The sequence below is a fragment of the Pseudomonas sp. genome, assembly GCF_049300855.1.
GTDB lineage: Bacteria > Pseudomonadota > Gammaproteobacteria > Pseudomonadales > Pseudomonadaceae > Aquipseudomonas.
Genome location: NZ_JBAQKH010000026.1, coordinates 670,951 through 696,076 on the forward strand (window position 1 = coordinate 670,951; position 25,126 = coordinate 696,076).

General features: G+C 61.1%; 12 protein-coding genes. 5 read left to right on the forward strand and 7 right to left on the reverse strand.

The features are described from left to right. A complete protein-coding gene (locus WA225_RS12690) occupies positions 1 to 870 on the reverse strand; it encodes an SDR family oxidoreductase (protein ID WP_422608164.1) in 870 nt (289 codons plus the stop codon). 12 nt (positions 871 to 882) lie between these two features. After that, positions 883 to 2,667, reverse strand: coding sequence for an acyclic terpene utilization AtuA family protein (locus tag WA225_RS12695; protein WP_422608165.1), 1,785 nt, complete (start codon positions 2,665 to 2,667; stop codon positions 883 to 885). 184 nt (positions 2,668 to 2,851) lie between these two features. Between WA225_RS12695 and WA225_RS12700 the strand changes: the two genes are divergently transcribed. The 3 genes from WA225_RS12700 to WA225_RS12710 all read left to right on the forward strand — a co-directional run bounded on the left by WA225_RS12700 (position 2,852) and on the right by WA225_RS12710 (position 5,465). Further along, positions 2,852 to 3,475, forward strand: a complete 624-nt coding sequence (locus WA225_RS12700; protein WP_422608166.1) for a TetR/AcrR family transcriptional regulator — start codon at positions 2,852 to 2,854, stop codon at positions 3,473 to 3,475. 92 nt (positions 3,476 to 3,567) lie between these two features. Beyond that, a complete protein-coding gene (locus WA225_RS12705) occupies positions 3,568 to 4,365 on the forward strand; it encodes a substrate-binding periplasmic protein (RefSeq protein WP_422608167.1) in 798 nt (265 codons plus the stop codon). Between the two features lie 86 nt (positions 4,366 to 4,451). Further along, the gene (locus WA225_RS12710) at positions 4,452 to 5,465 is read left to right on the forward strand and encodes a GNAT family N-acetyltransferase (protein ID WP_422608168.1); all 1,014 of its coding nucleotides are present in this window, start codon (positions 4,452 to 4,454) and stop codon (positions 5,463 to 5,465) included. A gap of 134 nt (positions 5,466 to 5,599) precedes the next feature. Here WA225_RS12710 and WA225_RS12715 read toward each other — a convergent pair whose 3' ends face one another. Continuing rightward, the gene (locus tag WA225_RS12715) at positions 5,600 to 6,154 is read right to left on the reverse strand and encodes an RNA polymerase factor sigma-70 (protein ID WP_016985448.1); all 555 of its coding nucleotides are present in this window, start codon (positions 6,152 to 6,154) and stop codon (positions 5,600 to 5,602) included. A gap of 367 nt (positions 6,155 to 6,521) precedes the next feature. Between WA225_RS12715 and WA225_RS12720 the strand changes: the two genes are divergently transcribed. Then, complete coding sequence (locus WA225_RS12720; RefSeq protein WP_422608169.1) at positions 6,522 to 19,520, forward strand: non-ribosomal peptide synthetase; 12,999 nt, start codon at positions 6,522 to 6,524, stop codon at positions 19,518 to 19,520. Between the two features lie 230 nt (positions 19,521 to 19,750). After that, positions 19,751 to 20,566: an alpha/beta fold hydrolase gene (locus tag WA225_RS12725; RefSeq protein ID WP_422608170.1), complete on the forward strand. Its 816-nt coding sequence runs from the start codon at positions 19,751 to 19,753 to the stop codon at positions 20,564 to 20,566. Positions 20,567 to 20,702: 136 nt separating this feature from the next. Here WA225_RS12725 and dsbG read toward each other — a convergent pair whose 3' ends face one another. From dsbG to WA225_RS12745, 4 genes are all read right to left on the reverse strand, one after another. After that, positions 20,703 to 21,473 (reverse strand): thiol:disulfide interchange protein DsbG, encoded by a 771-nt coding sequence (gene dsbG, locus WA225_RS12730; protein ID WP_422608171.1) that lies wholly within the window; start codon positions 21,471 to 21,473, stop codon positions 20,703 to 20,705. Continuing rightward, on the reverse strand, positions 21,449 to 22,330 hold the full coding sequence (locus WA225_RS12735) for a prolipoprotein diacylglyceryl transferase family protein (RefSeq protein ID WP_422608172.1): 882 nt from the start codon (positions 22,328 to 22,330) through the stop codon (positions 21,449 to 21,451). The genes dsbG and WA225_RS12735 overlap by 25 nt, the downstream gene beginning before the upstream one ends. Continuing rightward, complete coding sequence (gene dsbD / locus WA225_RS12740) at positions 22,330 to 24,063, reverse strand: protein-disulfide reductase DsbD (protein ID WP_422608173.1); 1,734 nt, start codon at positions 24,061 to 24,063, stop codon at positions 22,330 to 22,332. Before dsbD ends, WA225_RS12735 begins: the two co-directional genes overlap by 1 nt. Before the next feature lie 97 nt (positions 24,064 to 24,160). Further along, positions 24,161 to 24,850 carry a hypothetical protein gene (locus tag WA225_RS12745; protein ID WP_422608174.1) on the reverse strand — a complete coding sequence of 230 codons (690 nt, stop codon included), beginning with the start codon at positions 24,848 to 24,850 and terminating at the stop codon, positions 24,161 to 24,163. Positions 24,851 to 25,126: the final 276 nt, after the last annotated feature.

Below are 25,126 nucleotides of genomic sequence, written 5' to 3' on the forward strand. Positions count from 1 at the left end.
TTACTCCTTGTCCTTGAGGACATCTGGCAGGTAGGCCCGGTGAAAACCATTGAACGACTCGCTGTGAGTCGCCTTGTGCAACGGCCACGCACGATTGCCGAGGCTGGCCGCGCCATCGATTTTCAATGTGCTGCCGCTGATAAATGCCGCCGCCGGACTGAGCAGAAATACAATCGCTGCGCTGACTTCCGATTCGGTACCGATGCGCTTCAGAGGCACGTGTTCACGCAAAGTCGGAATCACTGCCTTGAACGCGCCTTCGTAAGTGTCCATGCCGCTGGAAGCAATCCAGCCCGGCGCCACGGCATTGACTCGCACCCCGGCGTAACCCCATTCGAACGCGGCGGTCTTGGTGAAGTTGTCCATGCCCGCACGCGCCGCGCCCGAGTGGCCCATGCCGGGCATGCCGCCCCACATGTCGGCGAGCATGTTGACGATGTTGCCGCCGTGTTTGCTCATCGACTGATTGAACACTTCGCGCGCCATCAGGAAACCGCCGACCAGATTGGTGCGCAACACGGTTTCGAAGCCTTTCTGATTGATTGCGGCCAATGGCGACGGGTACTGGCCGCCGGCGTTGTTGACCAGACCGTGAATCGGCCCGTGCTCCGCGATCAGCGCCTTGACCAGTTGCTTCACCGCTTCTTCATCGCGGATATCGCAGGCCTGCCAGTGCGCGCGGCCACCGTCCTCGGCGATTTCAGCGGCGACCTTTTGAAGTTTCTCCGGCTTGCGCCCGACCAGCAGTACATTGGCGCCGAGCGCTGCCAGTTCATGCGCGGTGCAACGGCCAATGCCGCTGCCACCACCGGTGACGATGATGGTCTGGCCGCTGAACAGATCGGCGTTGAAAATCGACGCGTAAGCCATGCAAACAATCCTCTAGTCGAGCTGTTCGGCGATGCTTTGTGGCACCGGGATCTGGATTTCCAGCAGTTGCTGGGCGAAGGCCTTGCCTTGCGGATCAATGCGCAGACTGGCGACACCGCCGCCGCCGAGGGCGTTTTCCAGGAGAAAATTCAGGCTGTGGGTGCCTGGCAGATACCAGCGCTCGACCCGGCCATGGATTGGATCGAGCACATGACGCATCCAGTCGACGATCACCGCCGGGGTCAGCGCTTCGGCGATCCATGGCAGGTATTCGGGCTTGCGCGGCAGCACGCCGATGTTGCTGTGGTTGCCTTTGTCGCCGGAGCGCGCCACGGCCAGTTTCACCAATGCCACACTGGCATCGGCACGACCTTGGGGTTTGGGCGGTTGCCGGGCAATCGGTAAGTCTTCGCTGTCGAGCGCTGCCGATGAGGGCAGGGCGCAAGGATGGCTTTCACCGGCCAGATCAACCTGCAAGGTGCAGGCGCTTTTATCGATCAGGAACGAGAACAGGCGAATCAGCGGATACACGGTTGGCCGGCCACCGACGATGCCGGTCAAGCCCGGCGCCATGCCGGTCGCGGCCTGGGCGATTTCCCGGGAGAACAGCACCAGCGCCTGTTTGCTCGGATGACGCACGGCGAGTTTGATCACCACTTCACGGCTGTCGCGACGCTGCCCGTGTGGACCGTAGGTGGCTTCGCTGCCGAGCAGTTCGATGTCGGTTTCGCTGTAGGGCGCCCAGCCACGCTGGCTGAACATTTCCGCCGTTTTGGCGATGATTGCCTGACTGACGCGTCGCGCCTTGTCCACCGCATCAATACCGGCGATCAGGCAACTGGCGGTGCAGCGAAAACCGTCCGGATACGTAGCGCTGACCTTGTATTTGTCGCTGGGTGGCAGGCCTCTGGCGCCGTGCACGTGCACCGCGTTTTTGCCTTGCTGCTGAAGTTTGACCTGAGTGAAATCGCAAACCACGTCGGGCAACAGATAGGCTTGTGGATCGCCGATTTCGTAAAGCATTTGCTCGCCGACGGTCAGTGGTGTGACCAGTCCGCCGCTGCCTTCAGGTTTGCTGACGATGAATTGGCCGTCGGCGCTGACTTCCACGATCGGAAAGCCGATGTGTTCGTAGTCCGGCACGTCGCGCCAATCGGTGAAATTGCCGCCGGTGCATTGTGCGCCGCATTCGATGATGTGCCCGGCCAGCGCGGCCTGGGCGAGTTTGTCGTAGTCGTGCCACGACCAGCCGAATTCATGCACCAGCGCGGCGCTGACCACGGCGCTGTCGACCACGCGCCCGGTGATGACAATGTCGGCGCCCAGGCGCAAGGCTTCGACGATGCCGGGCGCGCCGAGATAGGCGTTGGTCGACACGCACATCGGCGGCAGCGGGGCGCCGCTGAACATCTCGGTGATGCCGCTGAGTCGTTTGAATTGTGGTTGCAGGTCATCGCCCAGCAGTACGGCGATGTTCAGCTCGACGCCGGCCTTGTCGCAGGCTGCCTGCAACGCGGCAGCGCAGGCTTGCGGGTTGATCCCGCCGGCATTGCTGATCACGCGGATTTTTTGTTCGGACAACTGCGGCAGCAGCGGTGCCAGCACGTCGATGAAGTCGCTGGCGTATCCGGCCTGCGGATCCTTCATGCGGGCGCCGGCCATGATCGACATGGTGATTTCGGCGAGGTAATCGAACACCAGGTAATCCAGCGCACCGCCGTCCACTAACTGCGCGGCGGCGGTCGAGGTGTCTCCCCAGAATGCGCTGGCGCATCCGATGCGGACGGTGGTTGGCATTTTTATCTCCGACTCAGCAACCTGCGACAGAAGTGTCTGGAGGCTACCAAGCAAGCGCTTGGTTTGTAAACAGCTGAAATTATCTTCTGCCCAAGCGCTTGCTTGGTCGTCGTTGGCGGCTTAAATTGCGCGCAACCCTGTGGTTTCAGGGGGCAACAGACTGATCGACTGTAGGAGAGAACGGGTGGACGAGCAAAAAGCCCTGAGGGTCATGCGCGAATTGGTCGATCAAGGCCAATTGACCGACCCGGACAGCGCCCGCGGCAAACTGCTGCAAGTGGCGGCTCACTTGTTCCGCAACAAAGGCTATGAACGCACCACGGTGCGCGATTTGGCCGGCGCGGTCGGCATCCAGTCGGGGAGCATTTTTCATCACTTCAAAAGCAAGGATGAAATTCTCCGTGCGGTGATGGAAGAAACCATCCGCTACAACACGGCATTGATGCGGGCGGCGCTCGCCGACGCCAGTAATGTGCGCGAGCGCGTGCTGGCGCTGATCCGTTGCGAGTTGCAATCGATCATGGGTGGCAGCGGGGAGGCGATGGCGGTGCTGGTCTACGAGTGGCGCTCGTTGTCCGAAGACGGTCAGGCCAAGGTGCTCGCCTTGCGCGATGTCTACGAAGACCTCTGGCTGCAAGTGCTGGGTGAAGCGAAGGACGCCGGATTTATCCGCGGTGATGTATTTATTACTCGACGTTTCCTGACCGGTGCACTGTCCTGGACCACCACCTGGTTCCGTGCGGGCGGCAGTTTGAGTCTCGATCAGTTGGCGGACGAGGCGTTGATTCTGGTCCTCGAAGAGCGCTGAGCGACTTTCTATCCGGCCGGGAAACTGGCTAACTGGGCGAAACCGCCTAGCTTGAATGCATTGAACGGTATTTTTTCGGGGAGTGGGGTGTTTTGAAGTCTTTGCCAATCCGGACGGCCGCGGGGCTTGTGCTCGCAGCGCTGGCTGCATTTTGGGTATTGCCCGCTCAGGCAGCGCAATTGGTTCGGGTCGGCGCGGCGCATTTTCCGCCCTACACCATTCGCCCGGAAAACGGTGCCGACACCGGCCTGTTGCCGCAATTGGTCGAAGCCTTGAACCAACTGCAAAACGACTATCAATTCGTCCTTGTGCCGACCTCGATTCCCCGGCGTTTCGGTGATTTCAAACAAGGCCGGATCGACATGGCGATCTTCGAGAACCCGGAGTGGGGCTGGAAGGATATCCCGCACACGGATGTCGACATGGGTCTTGAGGACGCGGAGATTTTCGTCGCGCAGCGCGAAGACGGTCGCCAGCAAAACTATTTCGCCGATCTCACCGGCAAGCGTCTGGCGCTGTTCAGCGGTTATCACTATGAATTCGCCAACTTCAATGCCGACCCGAAATTCCTCGCCCAGAACTTCAGCGCGACCCTGACCTATTCCCACGACAGCAACCTGCTGATGGTCCTGCGCGGGCGCGCCGATATTGCCTTGGTGACCCGCTCCTATCTGTTCGATTACCTGCTGCGTAACGAGAAAGTGCGTGGCGAGTTGCTGGTATCGCAACGCATCGATCAGGTTTATCACCACTACGCGATTCTGCGTCCGACTGCACCGATCAGCGGCGAAGCGTTCGGCAAGTTGCTGCGGGGTTTGCGTGACAATGGCCAGATGCTGAAGATTTTCGATCCGTACAAGATTGCGGTGGTGCCGGTGCCTCACCACTGAGGCATTGATTTGCGCCAAACGTTAAATTTTCCCTCCCGGATCACGTCACTTCGTTGAACTGTCGACGATTATCGTGAGCCCGACCCATGTCCAATCTGAATGACCTGACTGCCCTGGCATTGCCTTCGGGCCGTCAACTGATCGCTGATGCGACTGAAAGCCGTCTGAGCCTGAGCCTGGACGGCCAACCGCTGATCCGCCTGCGCCTTGATCGAGAAGCCGAGGGGGCGATTCAGCTCGATGAGCGTTTTGCCCTGCCGCCGGGACAAGCGCTGTGGGCGGCCTGTTATTGGCTGTTCGCGCGCGATCCTGCGTGTCAGCAACTGACCTGGCAACTGGATCAGCCGCCGACCGAAGCCTTGCTCAGTGGTTTGTTGGTGAACACTGAGGTGGCCGGCGAATATCGTTGTGAACGCACGCTGTTCTGGCAACTGCCACAACCGTGGCTGGGCACTTCGCTGACCGGCAGCTACCCGCAGCAAATGGTCATCAGCCAAGGCAAGCGCCATCCGCTGCGTCCGGTGAAACCACGGGGTGAGGTCTATCGACGTTTTGATGCGCGCCTTGGCGCGTGGATTTCCCTGCGCACGTTAGAGATCGAAGAAGACCTGCCGCGCTTCAACCGTTGGCAGAACAGCCCGCGCGTGGCCAGTTTCTGGCAGGAGGAGGGCAGCCTCGAGCAGCACCGCGAGTACCTGAGCAAGCTCGATGCCGATCCGCACACGCTGACGTTGATTGGCTGTTTCGATGATCAGCCGTTTGCCTACTTCGAGGCCTATTGGGCCAAGGAAGATCGTATCGCGCCGTTTTACGATGCCGACAATTACGACCGTGGCATTCACATGCTGGTCGGCGAGGAGGATCACCGCGGGCCACACAAAGTGGCGAGCTGGTTATCGGCGCTGGTGCATTACCTGTTTCTCGATGATCCGCGCACTCAGCGCGTAGTCGCCGAGCCGCGTGCCGACAACGCGAAGATGATTGGCCATATGCACAATCAGTGCTTCCACTGCGAGAAGGAATTCGACTTCCCGCACAAGCGCGCGGCGCTGATGATTCTGGGGCGTGAGCGGTTTTTTGATCGATGCAGGTTGGCGTGAGCTGATCGGGCTCAGGATCTTTGTGATTTTGAGTCCGTCTTCGCGAGCAAGCTCGCTCCCACATGGTTTCTGCATACACAGATCCAATGTGGGGGCGAGCTTGCTCGCGAATGGCTTTGCGCCGAATTCAGAGCTTAGCGACGACCGGCAATCACCGCATCCCGACGACTGCCCGAGACCTTGCGGCAGTGCACCAGCGCATCACGAATCATGAAGTTGACCAGGGTCGGCGAGACGCCCAGTTCCTTGGCGATGTCCTTTTGCGGCACGCCGTGCAGGCGGTACATCTCGAACGCATAGCGAGTGCGGCTGGGCAGCTCGGTCAGTGCGTCGGCGATGTTTTCCAGAGTCGAAAAGTTGATGTGCGAGGTTTCCGGCGAAGCACCCTGGATGACCACATTCAGCCCTTCCTCTTCAGGGCCGGAGTACTTCTGTTCCAGCGCCTGTTTGCGGTAGTGATCGATGGCGAGGTTGCGCACGATCTGAAACAGATAACTCAGTTGGGCCTTGATCGACGACGTGATCGGTGGCGCCGATTGCAGGCGGAAAAACGCATCCTGCACCACATCTTCGGCGCGCGACCGGCAGCCGGTAATACGGGCTGCGATTTTGACCAGAATCAGTCGATTGTCGACGAATGCCTGAAGTAGCGGTGAATCGCACCTGCTTGTGGATACTTGTTCCGTCATGGAAATCACCTTGCTGCCAATAGGTTAGTGGGACGCCTGGGGGACGGGGCCGTCCTACACATCGAGCGACAAATTATGTTGAATGATAATGATTGTCAATTGAGAAAGAGAACTAATGATCCAAATCGGTGCGATGTGAGAACTGCGACACGCCGTCACACCCCGGCCCCATTGGCGATCCAGCCTGCCGACTAATTATTTCAAGACGTCATCCGTTCTCATTGGTGAATGGTTCCGGGTAACACCCGCGGCCAGACAGCATTCCGAAGCCTTGCGCGGTCGGCACAGACCGCGCCCTGCACGCCCTCGACGGGCGTGACACAGCAACCCGATTCCACTCGCAAGCCGAATTCAGGCAGGAAACCTCATGACCGACGCGTTCGAACTCCCCAGCACCCTGGTCCAAGCCCTTCAGCGCCGGGCGGCGCTGACGCCGGATCAACTGGCCTTGCGTTTTCTTGCCGAAAACCCGGAGCAGGCTGTGGTACTCAGTTATCGCGAGCTGGATCGACGCGCGCGCACCATTGCGACGGCGTTGCAGGCCGAGGCCGAGTTCGGTGATCGCGCGGTGCTGCTGTTTCCCAGCGGCCCGGATTACGTCGCGGCGTTCTTTGGTTGCCTGTACGCCGGGGTCATCGCGGTGCCGGCTTACCCGCCGGAGTCGGCGCGTCGTCACCATCAGGAACGTTTGCTGTCGATCATCGCCGACGCCGAACCGCGCTTGCTGCTGACCAGCGCCGATCTGCGCGACACCTTGCAGCAGATCGAAGGCGCGCCGCCGCTGCTATGTGTCGATACCCTCGACAGCGCGCTGGCCGTCAACTGGCAAGAACCGACCTTGCCGCCCGACCACATCGCCTTCCTGCAATACACCTCCGGCTCGACTGCGCTGCCCAAAGGCGTGCAAGTCAGCCACGGCAACCTGGTCGCCAACGAATTGTTGATCCGTCACGGTTTCGGCATCGACGTAAACCCGGACGATGTCATCGTCAGCTGGCTGCCGCTGTACCACGACATGGGGTTGATCGGTGGCTTGCTGCAGCCGATCTTCAGCGGCGTGCCGTGCATTCTGATGTCACCGGCGTACTTCCTCGGCCGACCATTGCGCTGGCTCGAAGCGATCAGCCAATACGGCGGGACGATCAGCGGCGGGCCGGACTTCGCCTATCGCTTGTGCAGCGAACGGGTCAGTGAGTCGGCGCTTGAGCGTCTCGACCTGAGCCGCTGGCGCGTGGCCTATTCCGGCTCCGAGCCGATTCGCCTCGACACACTGGAGCGCTTCGCCGAAAAGTTCGTGACGTGTGGCTTCAGCGAAGGCAGTTTCATGGCCTCGTACGGTCTGGCCGAAGCGACGTTGTTCGTCGCCGGCACCCCACGCGGCACCGGCATTCCGGCATTGCGTGTGGATGATCAGGCCCTGGCGCAAAACCGTGCCGAGCCTGGCGATGGCAGCCCGATCATGAGCTGCGGCATCAGCCAGCCGGAACACGCGGTGCTCATCGTCGAGCCGAACACGCTCGTAGAACTGGCCGACAACGCTGTCGGTGAAGTCTGGGCCGCCGGCCCGAGCATTGCCCTCGGTTACTGGCGCAACCCCGAAGCCAGCGCCAAGACTTTCGTTCAGCACGCTGGCCGCACCTGGCTGCGCACTGGCGATCTGGGGTTTATCCGCGACGGTGAGCTGTTCATCACCGGGCGCCTGAAAGATATGCTGATCGTGCGTGGGCATAACCTCTATCCGCAGGACATCGAGAAGACCGTCGAGAACGAAGTGGAAGTGGTGCGCAAGGGCCGCGTTGCTGCATTCGCCGTCACTCAGGACGGCGAAGAGGGCATCGGCATCGCCGCGGAAATCAGCCGCAGCGTGCAGAAAATCCTGCCGCCGGAAGCGTTGATCAAAGCCATTCGTCAAGCCGTGGCCGAGGCTTATCAGGAAGCCCCGAGCGTGGTGGTGCTGCTCAATCCGGGCGCGCTGCCGAAAACCTCCAGCGGCAAATTGCAACGCTCGGCGTGCCGCAATCGACTGGCCGATGGCAGCCTCGACAGCTACGCGGTGTTCCCGACGACGGCAGCCGAAACCGCAGAGTCGGGCACCAACGCATCTGAGCTCGAAGCGCTGATCGGCAAAATCTGGGCCGAGCAACTCCACGTCAAACAGGTCAACGCCGACGATCACTTCTTCCTGCTTGGCGGCAACTCGATCGCCGCCACGCAAGTCATCGCCCGAGTCCGCGAAGAACTCGCGCTTGAGCTGAACCTGCGCCTGCTGTTCGAAGCGCCGACGCTGGCCGCGTTCGCCGCCGCCGTGGCGCAACAGCAACAGGACGGCGGCAGCGCCCAAGGCGCAATCACCGCGCTGTCGCGTAGCGAGCCGATGCCGCAATCGCTGGCGCAAAACCGCTTGTGGATCACCTGGCAACTCGACCCGCAAAGCAGCGCCTACAACATTCCCGGCGCACTGCGCCTGCGCGGCGAACTCGACGAAGACGCCTTGCGCGCCAGCTTCCAGCAACTGATTGAACGCCACGAATCGCTGCGCACGCGCTTCTTTGAACGCGACGGCGTCGCCCTGCAACAAGTCGATGGCGCCGCCGAATTCAATTTGCAACTGATCGACATCAGCGACCTGCCGGCGCATGAGCGCGAAGCTCGCGCTCAGCAAATCCGCGAGGACGAAGCGCGCACTCAGTTCGCCCTGGAAAAAGGTCCGTTGCTGTGGGTGACGCTGGTGCGCCTTGATGAAGAAGATCATCAACTGCTGGTAACCCTGCACCACATCATCGCCGACGGCTGGTCGCTGAACGTGCTGATCGACGAATTCTCACGCCTGTATGCCGCCGCTTCGCAAGGCGCAACCGCCAACCTTGCGCCGCTGCCAGCCCAGTACGCCGACTATGGCAGTTGGCAGCGCCAATGGCTGGCGCAAGGCGAGGGTGAGCGCCAACTGGGCTACTGGAAAAATCAGTTGGGCGACGAGCATCCAACCCTGGAACTGGCCACCGATCATCCGCGTTCGGCTCAACAAATCCACAGCGCCGCACGCCACACCGTGCGTCTGGGCGCCAGCCTCAGCGACGCGATCCGCAACACGGCGCAAGCGCACCAGTCGACGCCTTTCATGTTGCTGCTCTCGGCATTCCAGAGCTTGCTGCATCGCTACAGCGGTCAGCGCGACATCCGCATCGGCGTGCCGAATGCCAACCGTCCGCGCCTGGAAACCCAAGGCTTGATCGGTTTCTTCATCAACACCCAGGTGCTGCGCGCCGAGATCGATTCGCGCCTGTCGTTCGTCGAGCTGCTGGCGCACACCCGCCAGGCCGCACTCGGTGCCCAGGCGAATCAGGATCTGCCGTTCGAACAACTGCTCGAAGCCTTCCCGCAGGCTCGTGAACAAGGCTTGTTCCAGGTCATGTTCAACCATCAGCAACGCGATCTGAGTGTGCTCAAACGTCTGCCGGGTCTGCTCGCCGAAGAGCTGCCGTGGCACAGCCGCGAGGCCAAGTTCGACCTGCAACTGCACAGCGAAGAAGACCGTAACGGTCGCCTGACTTTGTCCTTCGACTACGCCAGCGAATTGTTTGACGCCGCGACCGTCGAACGTCTGGCCGAGCACTTCAGCAACCTGCTCCGCGACGTCTGCGAACACCCGCAACAAGCCATCGGCGATCTGCAACTGCTGACCTCCAGCGAGCACGAACAGCAAAAAAACTGGAGCGTCGCACCGTGCACCCCGGCGCAACAATGGCTGCCGGAACTGCTCAACGAACAGGCGCGTCTGACCCCGGAGCGCACCGCGCTGGTATGGGACGGTGGCAGGCTCGACTTCGCCGAACTGCACGCTCAGGCCCATCGCCTTGCGCACTATCTGCGCGACAAAGGCGTCGGCCCCGACGTTTGCGTGGCCATCGCTGCCGAGCGCTCGCCGCAACTGTTGATCGGCCTGCTGGCGATCATCAAGGCCGGCGGCGCTTATGTGCCGCTCGACCCGGATTACCCGGCTGATCGCCTGGCCTACATGCTCAGCGACAGCGGCGTCGAATTGCTCCTGACCCAGACCGAATTGCTCGAGCGCTTGCCGGCCAGCGACGGCGTCAGTGTGATCGCCATGGACGCCTTGCACCTGGAAAACTGGCCGAGCCAGGCACCGGGCCTGCACTTGCACGGCGACAACCTCGCTTACGTGATTTACACCTCGGGTTCCACCGGCCAACCGAAAGGCGTCGGCAATACGCATGCGGCATTGGCCGAACGTCTGCAATGGATGCAGAGCACTTACGGCCTCGATGAAACGGATGTGCTGATGCAAAAGGCGCCGATCAGTTTCGACGTCTCGGTGTGGGAGTGCTTCTGGCCGTTGATCACTGGCGCGCGCTTGCTGATTGCCGGCCCCGGCGAACACCGTGATCCGCATCGCATCGCGCAATTGGTGCAAGAACATGGCGTGACCACGCTGCATTTTGTGCCGCCGCTGCTCTCGCTGTTCATCGACGAACCGCTGAGCGCCGAATGCACCAGCCTGCGCCGGGTGTTTTCCGGCGGCGAAGCGCTGCCCGCCGAACTGCGTAACCGTGTGCTCGCGCAACTGCCAGCGGTGCAACTGCACAACCGTTATGGCCCGACCGAAACCGCGATCAACGTCACCCACTGGCATTGCACCACTGCCGATGGCGAACGTTCTCCGATTGGCCGTCCGCTGGGTAACGTGATCTGCCGCGTACTAGACGCCGATCTCAATGCCGTGCCGGCCGGTGTGCCGGGTGAGCTGTGCCTCAGCGGCATCGGTCTGGCTCGCGGTTACCTCGGTCGTCCAGCGTTGACCGCTGAACGCTTTGTCGTCGATCCATTGGGCGAGCAGGGCGCGCGTTTGTACCGCACTGGCGACCGCGCGCGCTGGACCGCCGATGGCGTCATCGAATACCTCGGCCGCCTCGATCAGCAGGTCAAACTGCGTGGCTTCCGTGTCGAACCGGAAGAAATCGAAGCACGTCTGCTCGCCCAGGACGGCGTCGCCCAAGCCGTGGTGCTGGTGCGCGAAACCGCTGCCGGTGCGCAACTGATCGGCTACTTCACCGCAACCGATGCCAGCGAAAATCCTGACGAGCAAATCACCCGGCTGAAAACCGCTCTGGCCGCCGAACTGCCGGAATACATGGTCCCGGCGCAACTGATGCGTCTCGACGCAATGCCGCTCAGCCCCAGCGGCAAACTCGACCGCCGTGCCTTGCCCGAGCCGCAATGGCAAGTACGTGAACACGTTGAACCGGTGACTGAGCTGGAACAGCAGATCGCCGCGATCTGGCGCGAAGTGCTGGGTCTGGCGCAAATCGGTCTGCGCGACGACTTCTTCGCCCTCGGCGGTCACTCGCTGCTGGCCACGCAAATCATTTCGCGTACCCGTCAGGCCTGTGACGTCGAGTTGCCGTTGCGCGCGTTGTTCGAGCACAGCGAACTCGGTGATTTCGCCGAACAGATCCGGTTGATCCAGGCCAGCGGCCGCACCAACAAACAGCCGCCGATCGACAAGGTCGACCGCAGCCAACCGGTGCCGTTGTCATACTCGCAACAGCGCATGTGGTTTCTCTGGCAGATGGAACCGGACAGCCCGGCGTACAACGTTGGCGGCATGGCACGCCTGCGTGGCGTGTTGCATGTCGAGCGTTTCGAGTCGGCGTTGCAAGCGCTGATTTTGCGTCACGAAACCCTGCGCACCACGTTCCCGAGTGTCGACGGCGTTGCGCGTCAGCAGGTGCATGCCGAAACCGGCGTGCGCATGGGCTGGAAGGATTTCTCCAAATTCGCCGCCGACGTGCGCGAGCAAAAGGTTCAGCAACTGGCCGATGAAGAAGCGCATCTGCCGTTCGACCTGGAAACCGGCCCGCTGCTGCGTGCCTGTCTGGTCAAGACTGCCGAGCACGAGCATTACTTTGTTCTGACCCTGCACCATATCGTCACCGAAGGCTGGGCGATGGACATCTTCGCCCGCGAACTCAGCGCGTTGTACGAAGCGTTTGTCGATGACCGCGATTCGCCGCTCGAACCGTTGCCGGTGCAGTACCTCGACTACAGCGTCTGGCAGCGTAACTGGCTGGAATCCGGCGAGCGTCAGCGTCAGCTCGACTACTGGACCGCGCAACTCGGTCGTGAACATCCATTGCTGGAATTGCCGGGCGATCGTCCGCGTCCGCCGGTGCAAAGCCATCAGGGCGAACTGTTCCGTTTCGACCTCAGTGACGACCTCGCCGCGCGGGTTCGCGCGTTCAATGCGCAACACGGTCTGACCCTGTTCATGACCATGACCGCCGCACTCGCCACGCTGCTTTACCGCTACAGCGGCCAGACCGATCTGCGCATCGGCGCGCCGGTGGCCAACCGTATTCGCCCGGAAAGTGAAGGGCTGATCGGGGCGTTCCTCAACACCCAAGTGCTGCGTTGCCAGCTCGACGGCATGATGTCGGTCGGCGAATTGTTCGAGCAGGTGCGTCACACCGTCATCGAAGGTCAGTCGCATCAGGACCTGCCGTTCGATCATCTGGTTGAAGCCTTGCAACCGCCGCGCAGCGCCGCGTACAACCCGCTGTTCCAGGTGATGTGCAACGTGCAGCGCTGGGAATTCCAGCAGAGCCGCATGCTCGCCGGCATGACTGTCGAGTACCTGGCCAACGATGCGCGGGCGACCAAGTTCGACCTCAACCTGGAAGTCACCGACCTCGACCATCGCCTCGGTTGCTGCCTGACGTACAGCACCGATTTGTTCGATGAGCCGACCATCGCGCGCATGGCCAAACATTGGCGCAATCTGCTCGAAGCGCTGATCGCCGATCCGCAACAGCGTCTCAGTGAACTGCCGCTGCTCGATGGGCCGGAGCAACAGCAGTTGCTCGACAGCCTCGGTATCGAACCCGGCGAGCATCGTCTCGACCAGTGCATTCATCACCTGTTCGCCGAACAGGCGCTGGCCCGCAAAGACGCGCCGGCCCTGACCTTCGCCGGGCAGAACCTGAGCTACGCCGAACTCGACGCCCGCGCCAATCGCTTGGCCTGGGCCTTGCGTGAGCGTGGCGTTGGTCCGCAAGTGCGGGTCGGTCTAGCGCTGGAGCGTTCGCTGGAAATGGTCATCGGCTTGCTGGCGATTCTCAAGGCCGGCGGCGCTTATGTGCCGCTGGACCCGGAATACCCGCTCGACCGTCTGCACTACATGATCGAAGACAGCCGCATCGGCTTGCTGCTCAGTGATCGCGCCATGTTCCAGGCCCTCGGCGATCTGCCGCCAAGCGTGGCGCGTTGGTGCCTCGAAGATGACAGCGCAGCACTCGCCGCTTACCCGGCCACTGAGCTGCCATTTATCAGTCTGCCGCAGCATCAGGCTTATTTGATTTACACCTCGGGTTCGACCGGCAAACCGAAAGGCGTGGTGGTCTCCCACGGCGAAATCGCCATGCACTGCCAAGCGGTAATCGAGCGATTTGGTATGCGCCCGGACGACTGCGAACTGCACTTCTACTCAATCAACTTCGACGCCGCGACCGAGCGTCTGCTGGTGCCGCTGCTCAGCGGCGCGCAGGTGGTGTTGCGTGCACAAGGTCAGTGGGACGCGGAAGAAATCTGCGGCTTGATCCGCACGCATAAAATCAACGTGCTCGGTTTCACCCCGAGCTACGGCAGCCAGTTGGCGCAGTTCCTCTCGACGCAAAACCAGATTCTGCCGGTGCGGATGATCATCACCGGTGGCGAAGCATTGACTGGTGAACACCTGCAAAGGATTCGTGCGGCGTTCAAACCGTCGATGTTCTTCAACGCCTATGGCCCGACGGAAACCGTGGTCATGCCGCTGGCCAGTCTCGCGCCAGAGGTGCTGGAGGAGGGCGCCGGCAGTGTGCCGATCGGCAGCGTGATTGGTGCGCGTGTGGCGTACATTCTCGACGCCGATCTGGCGCTGGTGCCGCAAGGTGCGACCGGTGAATTGTTCGTCGGCGGCGCCGGTCTGGCGCAGGCCTATCACGATCGCCCGGGCATCACCGCCGAACGTTTTGTCGCTGACCCGTTCGCCACCGATGGCGGGCGCATGTACCGCACCGGCGACCTGGTGCGCCAGCGTGCCGATGGTCTGGTGGAATACCTGGGGCGGATCGACCATCAGGTGAAGATCCGTGGTTTCCGTATCGAACTGGGCGAAATCGAAACGCGTCTGCTCGATCACGCTTCGATCCGCGAAGCCGTAGTGCTGGCATTGGATGCGCCGAGCGGCAAACAACTCGTCGGCTATCTGGTCACCGAAGTCGCTGAGCAGAGCGAAGCCAAGCAGGCCGAACTGCGCGATGCCCTCAAATCGCACCTCAAGGCGCAACTGCCGGATTACATGGTGCCGACGCACTTGATTCTGCTGGCGAGCATGCCGCTGACCGCCAACGGCAAACTCGACCGCCGCGCTCTGCCGGCGCCGGATCCTGAGTTGAATCGTCAGGACTACGTTGCCCCAAGTAATGAGCTGGAACAGACCCTGGCACAGATCTGGTGTGAGGTGCTCAACGTCGAGCAGGTCGGCCTCAACGACAACTTCTTTGAGCTGGGCGGCGACTCGATTCTGTCGATTCAAGTGGTCAGCCGTGCGCGTCAACAGGGCATTCATTTCAGCCCGCGCGATCTGTTCCAGCACCAGACTGTGCAGACCCTCGCCGCTGTGGCCAGCCGCACCGAGCAGGTGACGGCCGAGCAAGGTCTGGTGGTTGGTGAATCGGCGTTGACGCCGATTCAGCACTGGTTCTTCGATACGGCAATCCCTGAGCGTCAGCACTGGAACCAGGCGTTGTTGCTGGAGCCGACCGTGACCCTCCAACCGCAGCGTCTGGAGCAGGCGCTGCTGGCGGTGATCGAGCAGCATGACGCCTTGCGTCTGCGCTTCAGCGAAGTCAACGGCGAGTGGCAAGCGACGCACCAACCGGTGTCCGACGCGGCGGTGTTGTGGCAAGTGCGCGTGACCTCGATGGACAAGTGCGAAGCGCTGTTCGCCGATGCCCAGCGCAGCCTCGATCTGGAAAACGGCCCGTTGGTTCGCGCCTTGCTGGTCGATGGCCCTGAAGGTCAGCAACGCCTGTTTATCGCGATCCATCACTTGGTGGTCGATGGCGTGTCGTGGCGTGTCCTGCTCGACGATGTGCAGACCGTTTACCGTCAACTCGACGCCGACCAAGCGGTGAAATTGCCGGCGAAAACCAGTGCCTTCAAAGACTGGGCGGCGCGTTTGCAGGCTTACGCCGGCAGCGAATCCCTGCGTGAAGAACTTAACTGGTGGCAAACCCAACTGGCCGGCCAGAACGCTGATCTACCTTGCGAAAATCCGCAGGGCGGCCAGCAGAATCGCCACGCGCAAACCGTCAGCGTGCGCCTTGATGCCGAGCACACCAAACAGCTGCTGCAACAGGCTCCGGCGGCCTATCGCACGCAAGTCAATGACCTGCTGCTGACGGCATTGGCCCGCGTGCTGTGCCGCTGGAGCGGGCAACCGTCGGCGCTGATTCAACTGGAAGGCCACGGCCGCGAAACCCTGTTCGACGAGATCGACCTGACCCGCACTGTCGGCTGGTTCACCAGCGCTTACCCGTTGCGCCTGACTCCGCAGAACATCGAAGAAGCCGCAGGGCAGGGCGCTTCGATCAAAGCAATCAAGGAGCAACTGCGCGCGGTGCCGCACAAAGGCCTCGGTTATGGCGTGTTGCGTTATCTCGCCGACGATCTCAGCCAGCGCAGCATGGCCGCGCTGCCGAACGCGCCGGTCACCTTCAACTACCTCGGCCAGTTCGACCAGAGCTTCGGCAGCGATGCGCTGTTCCGTCCGCTGGATGAGCCGGTCGGTGCCGCGCACGATCTGCAGGCGCCATTGCCGAACGAACTGAGCATCGACAGCCAGGTTTACGGCGGTGAATTGCTCCTGCGCTGGACCTTCAGCGCCGAGCGTTACGAGGCGCAGACCATCAACGATCTGGCCGACGCTTACTTGGGCGAACTGCAAAGTCTGATCGCCCATTGTCTGCAAGACCAGGCCGGTGGTCTGACGCCGTCGGACTTCCCGCTGGCCAGGCTGACCCAGGCGCAACTCGATGCCTTGCCGGTGCCCGCCGCGCACATCGAAGACGTCTATCCGCTGACGCCGATGCAGGAAGGCATGCTGCTGCACACCTTGCTCGAACCGGGCACCGGTCTGTACTACATGCAGGATCGCTACCGCATCAACAGCGAACTCGACGCCGAGCGTTTCGCGCAGGCGTGGCAAGCGGTGGTCGCCCGTCATGAAGCACTGCGTGCCTCGTTCTGCTGGAACGTCGGTGAAGACATGCTGCAAGTGATTCACACCCCGGGTCGCACGCCGATCGAGTATCTGGACTGGAGCGCCATTGCCGAAACCGAGCAGGAACCGAAGCTGCAAGCCTTGCTGAAAAACGAGCGCGAGGCCGGTTTCGATCTGCTCAATCAGGCGCCGTTCCACTTGCGTCTGATCAAGGTTGGCGCGGCGCGTTACTGGTTCATGATGAGCAACCACCACATCCTCATCGATGCCTGGTGCCGCTCGTTGCTGATGAACGACTTCTTCGAGATTTACACCGCTCTGGGTGAAGGTCGCGAAGCACAGTTGAGCATGCCGCCGCGTTATCGCGATTACATCGGCTGGCTGCAACGCCAGAGCCTGGCCGAAGCGCGGCAGTGGTGGCAGCACAATCTGCAAGGCTTCGAGCGCACTACGCCGATCCCGAGTGACCGTCCGTTCCTGCGTGAACACGCCGGTGAAAGCGGCGGCATGATCGTCGGCGACCGCTACACCCGCCTGAATGTCGAGGACGGTGCGCGTCTGCGGGAACTGGCGCAGGCCCATCAGTTGACGATCAACACCTTCGCCCAAGCGGCGTGGGCGCTGGTGCTGCGGCGCATGAGTGGCGATCGTGACGTGCTTTTCGGCGTGACCGTGGCCGGGCGTCCGGTGGACATGCCGGAGATGCAGCGCACGGTTGGCCTGTTCATCAACAGCATCGCGCTGCGGGTGAAAATGCCCGAGGACGATCAGCGCTCAAGCGTGCGCCAGTGGCTCAGTGGTCTGCTCGACAGCAACATGCAACTGCGCGAGTACGAATACCTGCCGCTGGTGAACATCCAGGAACAAAGCGAATTGCCGAAGGGCCAGCCGCTGTTCGACAGCCTGTTCGTCTTTGAAAACGCCCCGGTGGAGGTCTCGGTACTTGATCGGGCGCAGAGCCTCAATGCGACCTCGGACTCGGGCCGTACGCACACCAATTTCCCGCTGACGGCGGTGTGCTACCCGGGCGATGACCTCGGTCTGCACCTGTCGTATGACCAGCGTTATTTCGACGAATCGACCATCGAGCGCATGCTCGGCGAGTTCAAGCGTCTGCTGCTGGCGCTGGTCGATGGTTTCCATGGCGACATGGCCGACCTGCCGCTGCTGGGGGCCGAGGAACAGGACTTCCTGCTGCACGGTTGCAACCAGAGTGCGCATGCATATCCGCTGGAGCAGAGCTACGTTGCGCTGTTCGAAGCGCAGGTCGCCGCGCATCCGCAACGCATCGCTGCGACGTGCCTGGATCAGCAACAGAGCTACGCCGAGCTGAACCGCAACGCCAACCGCCTCGGCCATGCGCTGGTCGCCGCCGGTGTGCAGATGGATCAACCGGTGGCCTTGCTCAGCGAACGCAATCTCGATCTGCTCGGCATGATCATCGGCAGCTTCAAGGCTGGCGCGGGTTATCTGCCGCTGGATCCGGGCCTGCCGAGCCAGCGTCTGCAACGCATCATCGAGCTGAGCCGCACGCCGGTGCTGGTGTGCTCTAAAGCCTGTTTTGACCAGGCGCAGACGTTGCTGGATGAATTCAGCTGCGCCAATCGCCCACGCCTGCTGGTGTGGGAAGAGATTCAAGCGGCAGCGACATCGGTGCAGGATCCGGGCATTTACAGCGGCCCGGACAACCTCGCTTACGTGATCTACACCTCGGGCTCGACCGGCCTGCCGAAAGGCGTGATGGTCGAGCAGCGCGGCATGCTCAACAACCAGTTGAGCAAGGTGCCTTACTTGAATCTGAGCGACGCCGATGTGATCGCGCAGACCGCTTCGCAAAGCTTCGATATTTCGGTCTGGCAGTTCCTCGCCGCACCGCTGTTCGGTGCGCGGGTGGACATCGTGCCGAATACGATTGCCCACGATCCGCAAGGTTTGCTGGTGCATGTACAGGCGCAGGGCATCACCGTGCTGGAGAGCGTGCCGTCGCTGATTCAAGGCATGCTCGCCGCGGATCGCCTGAGCCTCGATGGCTTGCGCTGGATGTTGCCGACCGGTGAGGCCATGCCGCCGGAGCTGGCGCACCAATGGCTGCTGCGTTATCCGGACATCGGCCTGGTCAACGCTTACGGCCCGGCGGAATGCTCGGACGACGTGGCGTTCTTCCGCGTCGACATGGCGTCGACGCGCGGCAGTTACTTGCCGATCGGTACGCCGACCGACAACAACTTGCTCTATCTGGTCGATGGCGCGCTGGACCTGGTGCCATTGGGTGCGGTCGGTGAGTTGTGCGTGGCGGGCACGGGCGTCGGTCGCGGTTATGTCAGCGATCCGCTGCGCACCGCGCCGGTGTTTGTGCCGAACCCGTTCGGTGCGCCGGGCGAGCGTCTGTATCGCACCGGTGACCTGGCGCGGCGTCGTAGCGACGGTGTGTTGGAGTACGTTGGCCGCGTCGACCATCAAGTGAAGATTCGCGGTTATCGCATCGAGCTGGGCGAAATCGAAGCGCGCCTGCATGAACAGCCGGAAGTGCGCGATGGCGCGGTCGGCGTGCAGGAAGGCGTCAACGGTAAACACTTGGTCGGTTATCTGGTGGCTGCTGACAGCGCACTGAATCCGAGCGAACGCCTGGAGCGAATCAAACAGCGCCTGCGCGCCGAGTTGCCGGAATACATGGTGCCGCTGCACTGGATGTGGCTCGATCAGCTACCGCTGAATGCCAACGGCAAACTGGATCGCAAAGCCCTGCCGGCGCTGGAAATCGGTCAGTTGCAGAGCCAGGATTACCTGGCCCCGCGCAATGAGCTTGAGCAGACGTTGGCGGACATTTGGGCTGAGGTGTTGAAGGTCGAGCAGGTCGGTGTGCGTGACAACTTCTTCGAGCTGGGCGGGCATTCGTTGCTGGCCACGCAGATCGCTTCGCGGGTACAGAAAACCCTGCAGCGTGATGTGCCGCTGCGGGCGATGTTCGAGTGCAGCACGGTGGCAGAGTTGGCCGAGTACATCGAGGGGTTGGCGGCGAGTGATATTACCGAGGAGAAGGTTGATCGGTTGAATGATCTGATGGCGGAGCTGGAGGGGCTCTAGTTCTCTAGTGTCTGTACCGGCCTCATCGCTGGCAAGCCAGCTCCCACAATGTCCTGATGTGAGCACGAAACCTGTGAACACATTCGATCTCTGTGGGACCTGGCTTGCCAGCGATGGCGTCAGTGCGTTCAACACAATTAAACCGCTACATTCACGTACATTTCGAGGGTTGACGACCAGCAACCGGCAGCTCAGTCTGCCGGTTCTCTTTTTTGTCGCGGGGGTGGTCGATGCCTTTTTTCACGGTGGACGGACAAGCGCTGCATTACATTGATCAAGGCACCGGCCCTGCGGTATTGCTGGCCGGCAGTTATCTGTGGGACCAGGCCATGTGGGCGCCGCAGATTGCCGCGTTGTCGCCGCACTACCGGGTGATCGCACTGGATCTGTGGGGGCATGGCGAGTCGGGACGGTTACCCGAAGGCATCTCATCACTGGACGACATCGCCCGCCAGGCGCAGGCCTTGCTCGATCATCTGGATATCGATCAGGTTACGTTGGTTGGCTTGTCGGTCGGCGGCATGTGGGGCGTGCGCCTGGCGTTGGCGGCACCGCAGCGGGTCAACGGTCTGGTGCTGATGGACACCTACGTCGGCGTCGAGCCTGAACCGACCCGCCAGTACTACTTCTCGCTGTTTAAACAGATCGAAGAAACCGGCGAAATCTCCGAGCAATTGCTCGATATCGTTGTGCCGATCTTCTTCCGTCAGGGCATCGATCCACAGTCGGCGCTGTATCAGGATTTCCGTGCAAAGCTGGCGGCGTACTCCGCGGATCGGCTGCGTGAAAGCATCGTGCCGATGGGGCGTATTACCTTTGGTCGTGATGATCTGTTACCGCGTTTGCGCGAATTGAATGCCGCGACCACGCTGATCCTGTGCGGCGATCAGGACAAACCGCGACCGCCTTCGGAAGCGCAGGAAATGGCTGAGTTGATCGGCTGCCCGTGGGTGCTGGTGCCGGAAGCGGGGCATATCTCCAACCTGGAGAACCCCGAGTTTGTCACAGAGGTGTTGTTTACCTTCCTCAACGAGCGCAACCGTTAAACCGAGTGTCCGTTCTTCGCGAGCAGGCTCGCTCCCACAGTGACCGCAGTGAACACAGAGTCTGTGAACATATTCGATTCCTGTGGGAGCGAGCTTGCTCGCGAAGAGGCCAGATCAGGCAATAAAGAATTCGAAGCTACTTAGGCCCAAGAATCTTCGCCAACTTGTCCGGCGACGGCGCACCTTGCTGCTGTTGCAGTTCGCCCTTGTCGTCCATGTAGAAAATCGCCGGCGTGGCCTGCAACTCGAGGTCTTCCATCAGTTGCATGTTCGCTGCCAGTTTGGTCTGCACCGCCGCAGGAATATCTTTCAACGCCTTGAGCGAGCTGCCCTTGCCGGCCTTTTCGTGATCTTCCAGCGCCTTGGCCGGGTCTTTGGCAGCGAGCAGCGCGGCCGATTTGCCCGGGCTGTCTTCGCGGATGATGCCGACCATGATGTGTCGCAGTTGAACCTTGCCGGCCTTGACCCACGGGCGCGCCTGTTCCCAGAACATGTTGCAGTACGGGCAGTTTGGATCGCTGAACAGATACACCGTGCGCGGTGCATCCTTGTTGCCGTCCTGAATCCAGTTGCTCGCGTCGAACTTGGCCCAGATTTCCTTGGCCATCGGCGCGTAAACCAGTTTCTGCAACGGCTCGCTACTCAAGTCCTTGCCATCGGCGTCGTACAGATTGCCAAGCAAAACGTGTTTGCCATCCGGGGTCAGGTACAGCGCCATGCCCCGGTTCTGATACTGCGCCGCGTAACCGCGCAGGCCATCGGGAGCGTCGAACTGGCCGACGATTTTTGCGCCTTTGGCTTCGATCTGCTTGATCGCCGCGGGCAGTTCTTCAGCAGCCTGCACCGACGGCAAGTGCAGCAGGGCAGTGCCCAGTGTCAGCGTCAGCAGGTGGCGGAGGCGGGGCATGGCAGTTTCCTTGCAGAGGTGGCCGGTGCAGCGGCCGGGTTCGAATGCGGAAGCGGTTCGCCGAAGTTTTCCAGGGCTCGCGCCAGACTGGCGTTGGATAACTCGCCCAGATGGCTGGCCAGCAATCGACCGTCGGGGCTATAGAACAGCGTAGTCGGCAACGCCATGGAACCCACGGCCTGACCGAGTTGGCCGCGACGATCGAACAACACGTTGTTCAAGCTCAGGCCCTGGGTTTCGAGAAAGGTCGCCACGCTCTGCATGCTTTCGGCCTGATTGACGAACAGGAAAGTCAGGTCGGGTCGTTGCTGCTGGGCGTTTTCCAGCACCGGCATCTCGCGCCGGCACGGCGGGCACCAGGTCGCCCACAGGTTGATCACCAGCGGGCCGCCCTGATAATCGCTGAGCTGGATGGTTTCGCCGGCTGCGTTACGCAGGGCAATGTCCGGCAGGCGGGTGCCTTGTTCGTAGATGTTCAACGACAGCGTCGCCAACAGCCAGAACAGCACGCCACTGGCCACGCCAAACCCCAGCGGGCGCCGCAGGCCCGGTCGCCGCCAGCCGCGATACAACGCCACCAGCAGCAACACGATGACGCCCGGCCAGGCGAGGAAACCGCCGTCGCGCAGGTCAACGATCTGCCATGGATCATTGCGATAGTGCGGCCAATACAGCACGACAAAGGCAATACGCGCTGCGAGCATGCCCAGCAGAAACAGGCTGAACAATGCCGACTCGGGGTTATCGCCGCCACGCTTGGCCACGCGCCAGCCGACAAAAGTCGCCAGTGCCAGGGCACTGATCAGCAGCAAATGGTTAAGCGCGATGGCAAAGGTGCCGAGGGTGAAAGTCAGCATTAATTGGCGTCTCGGGTGCTGGTCCAGCGTTGCAGGAACGTATCGGCATCGACTTCGCCAGTGATGCGCTGGCTGCGCCGCTCTTCGCCATCCGTGCCGATCCAGACGAAACTCGGGGGCCCCGGTACTTTGTAGCGGCTGAGCAGTTCACGGCTGGCGGCATTGTCGGCGGTGACGTCGAGCCTGAGCAGGCGCACGTCATTCAGCGCCTGCATGACCTTGTCCTTGCCGAACACCTGTTTCTCCATGACTTTGCACGACACGCACCAGTCGGCGTAGTAATCGAGCAAAATCCACTGGCCTTGAGCTTTGGCAGCGTCGAGTTCGCGTTGCAGCGCCGCCGGCTCCTTGATCGTGGTGAACGCGTCATGCGCCGATGGCGCCGCAGCGCTGCTGCGCCCGGCACTGTAGACCTGCAACGGCTGATACGGATCATCGCTGCCGCCCGCCGCACCGATCACCAGCACACTGCCCCACAGCCCGAGCAGCAGCGAACTGGCGCCGAACAACTGGGCGACACGGCCAAACCCTTCGGATTGTTTCCAGGCACAGAAGGCGGCGATCAACAGCAGTGCCCCGCACAGACCCAGCCACAACGAAGCATCCAGGACCGGGCGCAACATCAACAGCGCGGTGGCGAGGAAGAGAAACCCGAACACGCCTTTGAGCAGGTTCATCCACGCGCCGGGTTTGGGCAGGAAGCGATTGCCCACCGTCACCAGCAACAGCAACGGCACACCGATGCCGATGCCCAGCGAGAACAGAATCAGACCGCCGTGCAGGGCGTTGCCGCTCTGCGCGATATACAGCAAGGCACCGGCCAGCGGCGCGGTCATGCACGGGCCGACCAACAGACCGGACAGGGCACCGAGCACTCCGGCGCCAACCAGGCTGCCGCCGCTGCGACTGCGCGAGGCGTGTTCGAGACGGTCGCGCAGGGCCACCGGCAATTGCAGTTCGAAGAAACCGAACATCGGCAACGCCAGGACCACGAAGATCGCGGCGAACGCGCCGAGCAGCCAAGGGTTTTGCAGCCACGCTTGCAGGTTCGCGCCAAGCAGCGCGGCGATCACCCCCATTGCCGCATACACCAGCGCCATGCAGATCACATAGCTGCTGGCCAACGCGAAGCCGCGACGTGGGGTAGCACCACTGCCAACCACCATGCCGGCCAGAATCGGCAGCATTGGCAAGGTGCAAGGCGTGAACGCCAGCAACAGACCAAGGCCGAAAAACACCAGCAAACTCCAGCCCAGTGCCCGTTGTTGCAGGCTGCTGGCCAGCGCTTGATCCGGCGCTTCGGCACTCGCGGCCACCGCCGCTTTGCCACCCAGGTCAATGACCCGGGTTTGCGGCGGGTAGCACAGACCGGCATCGGCGCAGCCCTGGTAGCTGACCTTTATCTGCCCGGTGGCCGCCGCCGGAATTTTCACTTCCAGGCCTTGGCGATAGACCGGTTGTTCACCGAAGAACTCGTCGCTGTGCGATTCGCCCTCCGGCAATACCGGTTGCTGGTCTGCGCTCAGTCCGTCGAATTTCAGACGTTTCTGGTACAGGTAATAGCCGTCGGTAATCTGCCAGAACAGCTGGGTTTCCCCGGATTCCAGACGTTCGGAGGTGAGCACGAACGCTTTGTCGACCGGCAGGAACTCCGGTTTCGTATCGAATGGGTTGTTTGCGGCGTTGGCCAGGCTCGACATCAACAGAGCAAACAGAAGAAAAAAATGACGCATGGAGGAGCCTTGTCCGTGTGCAAGTGAGGTGCAGAATGGGTGACGGCGATTAACCGATAATTAACCGTATCCTGCAAGGCCCTCCGGGCTTGGCCAATCAGCCGCGCAGCAATCCTGGCCAGGTGCCTTCGTCAACTTTGCGTGGGCCGAGTGTCCTGCCGCGCGACATGTCATAAGTCACGTATTCGTTGTTGGTCAGGAAGATGTAAAGCAGTTCGACTTCCGAATCGTGATCATTTTGCGCCATCGTAATAAACCGATGCTTGTAAGGTGATAATCCTCGCCAGTTATTTTGGTTGATGGTGTCGTGTCTGATTTTGCCGTTCAGGTTCAAACTGAGAAACGTGCCGTCATTCAAAATGAATCGAAAGGAATCTACTTTAACGTTCTGACACCACCACGTACCTCCAATGATGCGGTCGAAATAAGGTAACAAACGATGCCACATCGAATCCTCCACGCGTTGGCAAGCCATCACCTTGTCGGTGTCCTGGTTATACCAGGTCACCATCGGCGTAGTGTCCTGGTAAGAAAATAACCAGAGAATATCCCGGTCGTCGAAAAACACTGATGCCCTGGGAATTCCGGTTGTAGTAAAGCCGAAACGCAAATTCGTTATGTCGTTGAGAGTATCCCAACTGCCAGGCACAGGGCCTGGGTAATCAGCCGGTACTTCATTGTCGCCAATGTTGAAACGGGAATAAGTGTTGGTGTCTTTGAAAAAGAAATAAATACGGTCTTTTCCAGAACGCCAATCCACGGCGACAAAGTTTTTTAGTTCGGGCATGTTTGATTCCTTTCATTTAATGGCATGCAGGTTGCTGCTTTGCAACTTGCCTGTATCACTGATGCTTGCGCGGCGATCCAGCCGCGCAGTAGTCCCGCTCGGTTCGTGTCGTTAACAGTGTTCGAACCGGAGATCAGCCGGTCGAAAACTAAATGATCAAAGTGTTGATGCCCAGAGGAAAAGTGTTTCTGTATTAGTTGATAACGTTCAACAGCGGCGCCTGTTGTTGTCCGGGGGCGGGTCACCCAACCGGCTTTTTGGCCCGGCTTCCCGTTA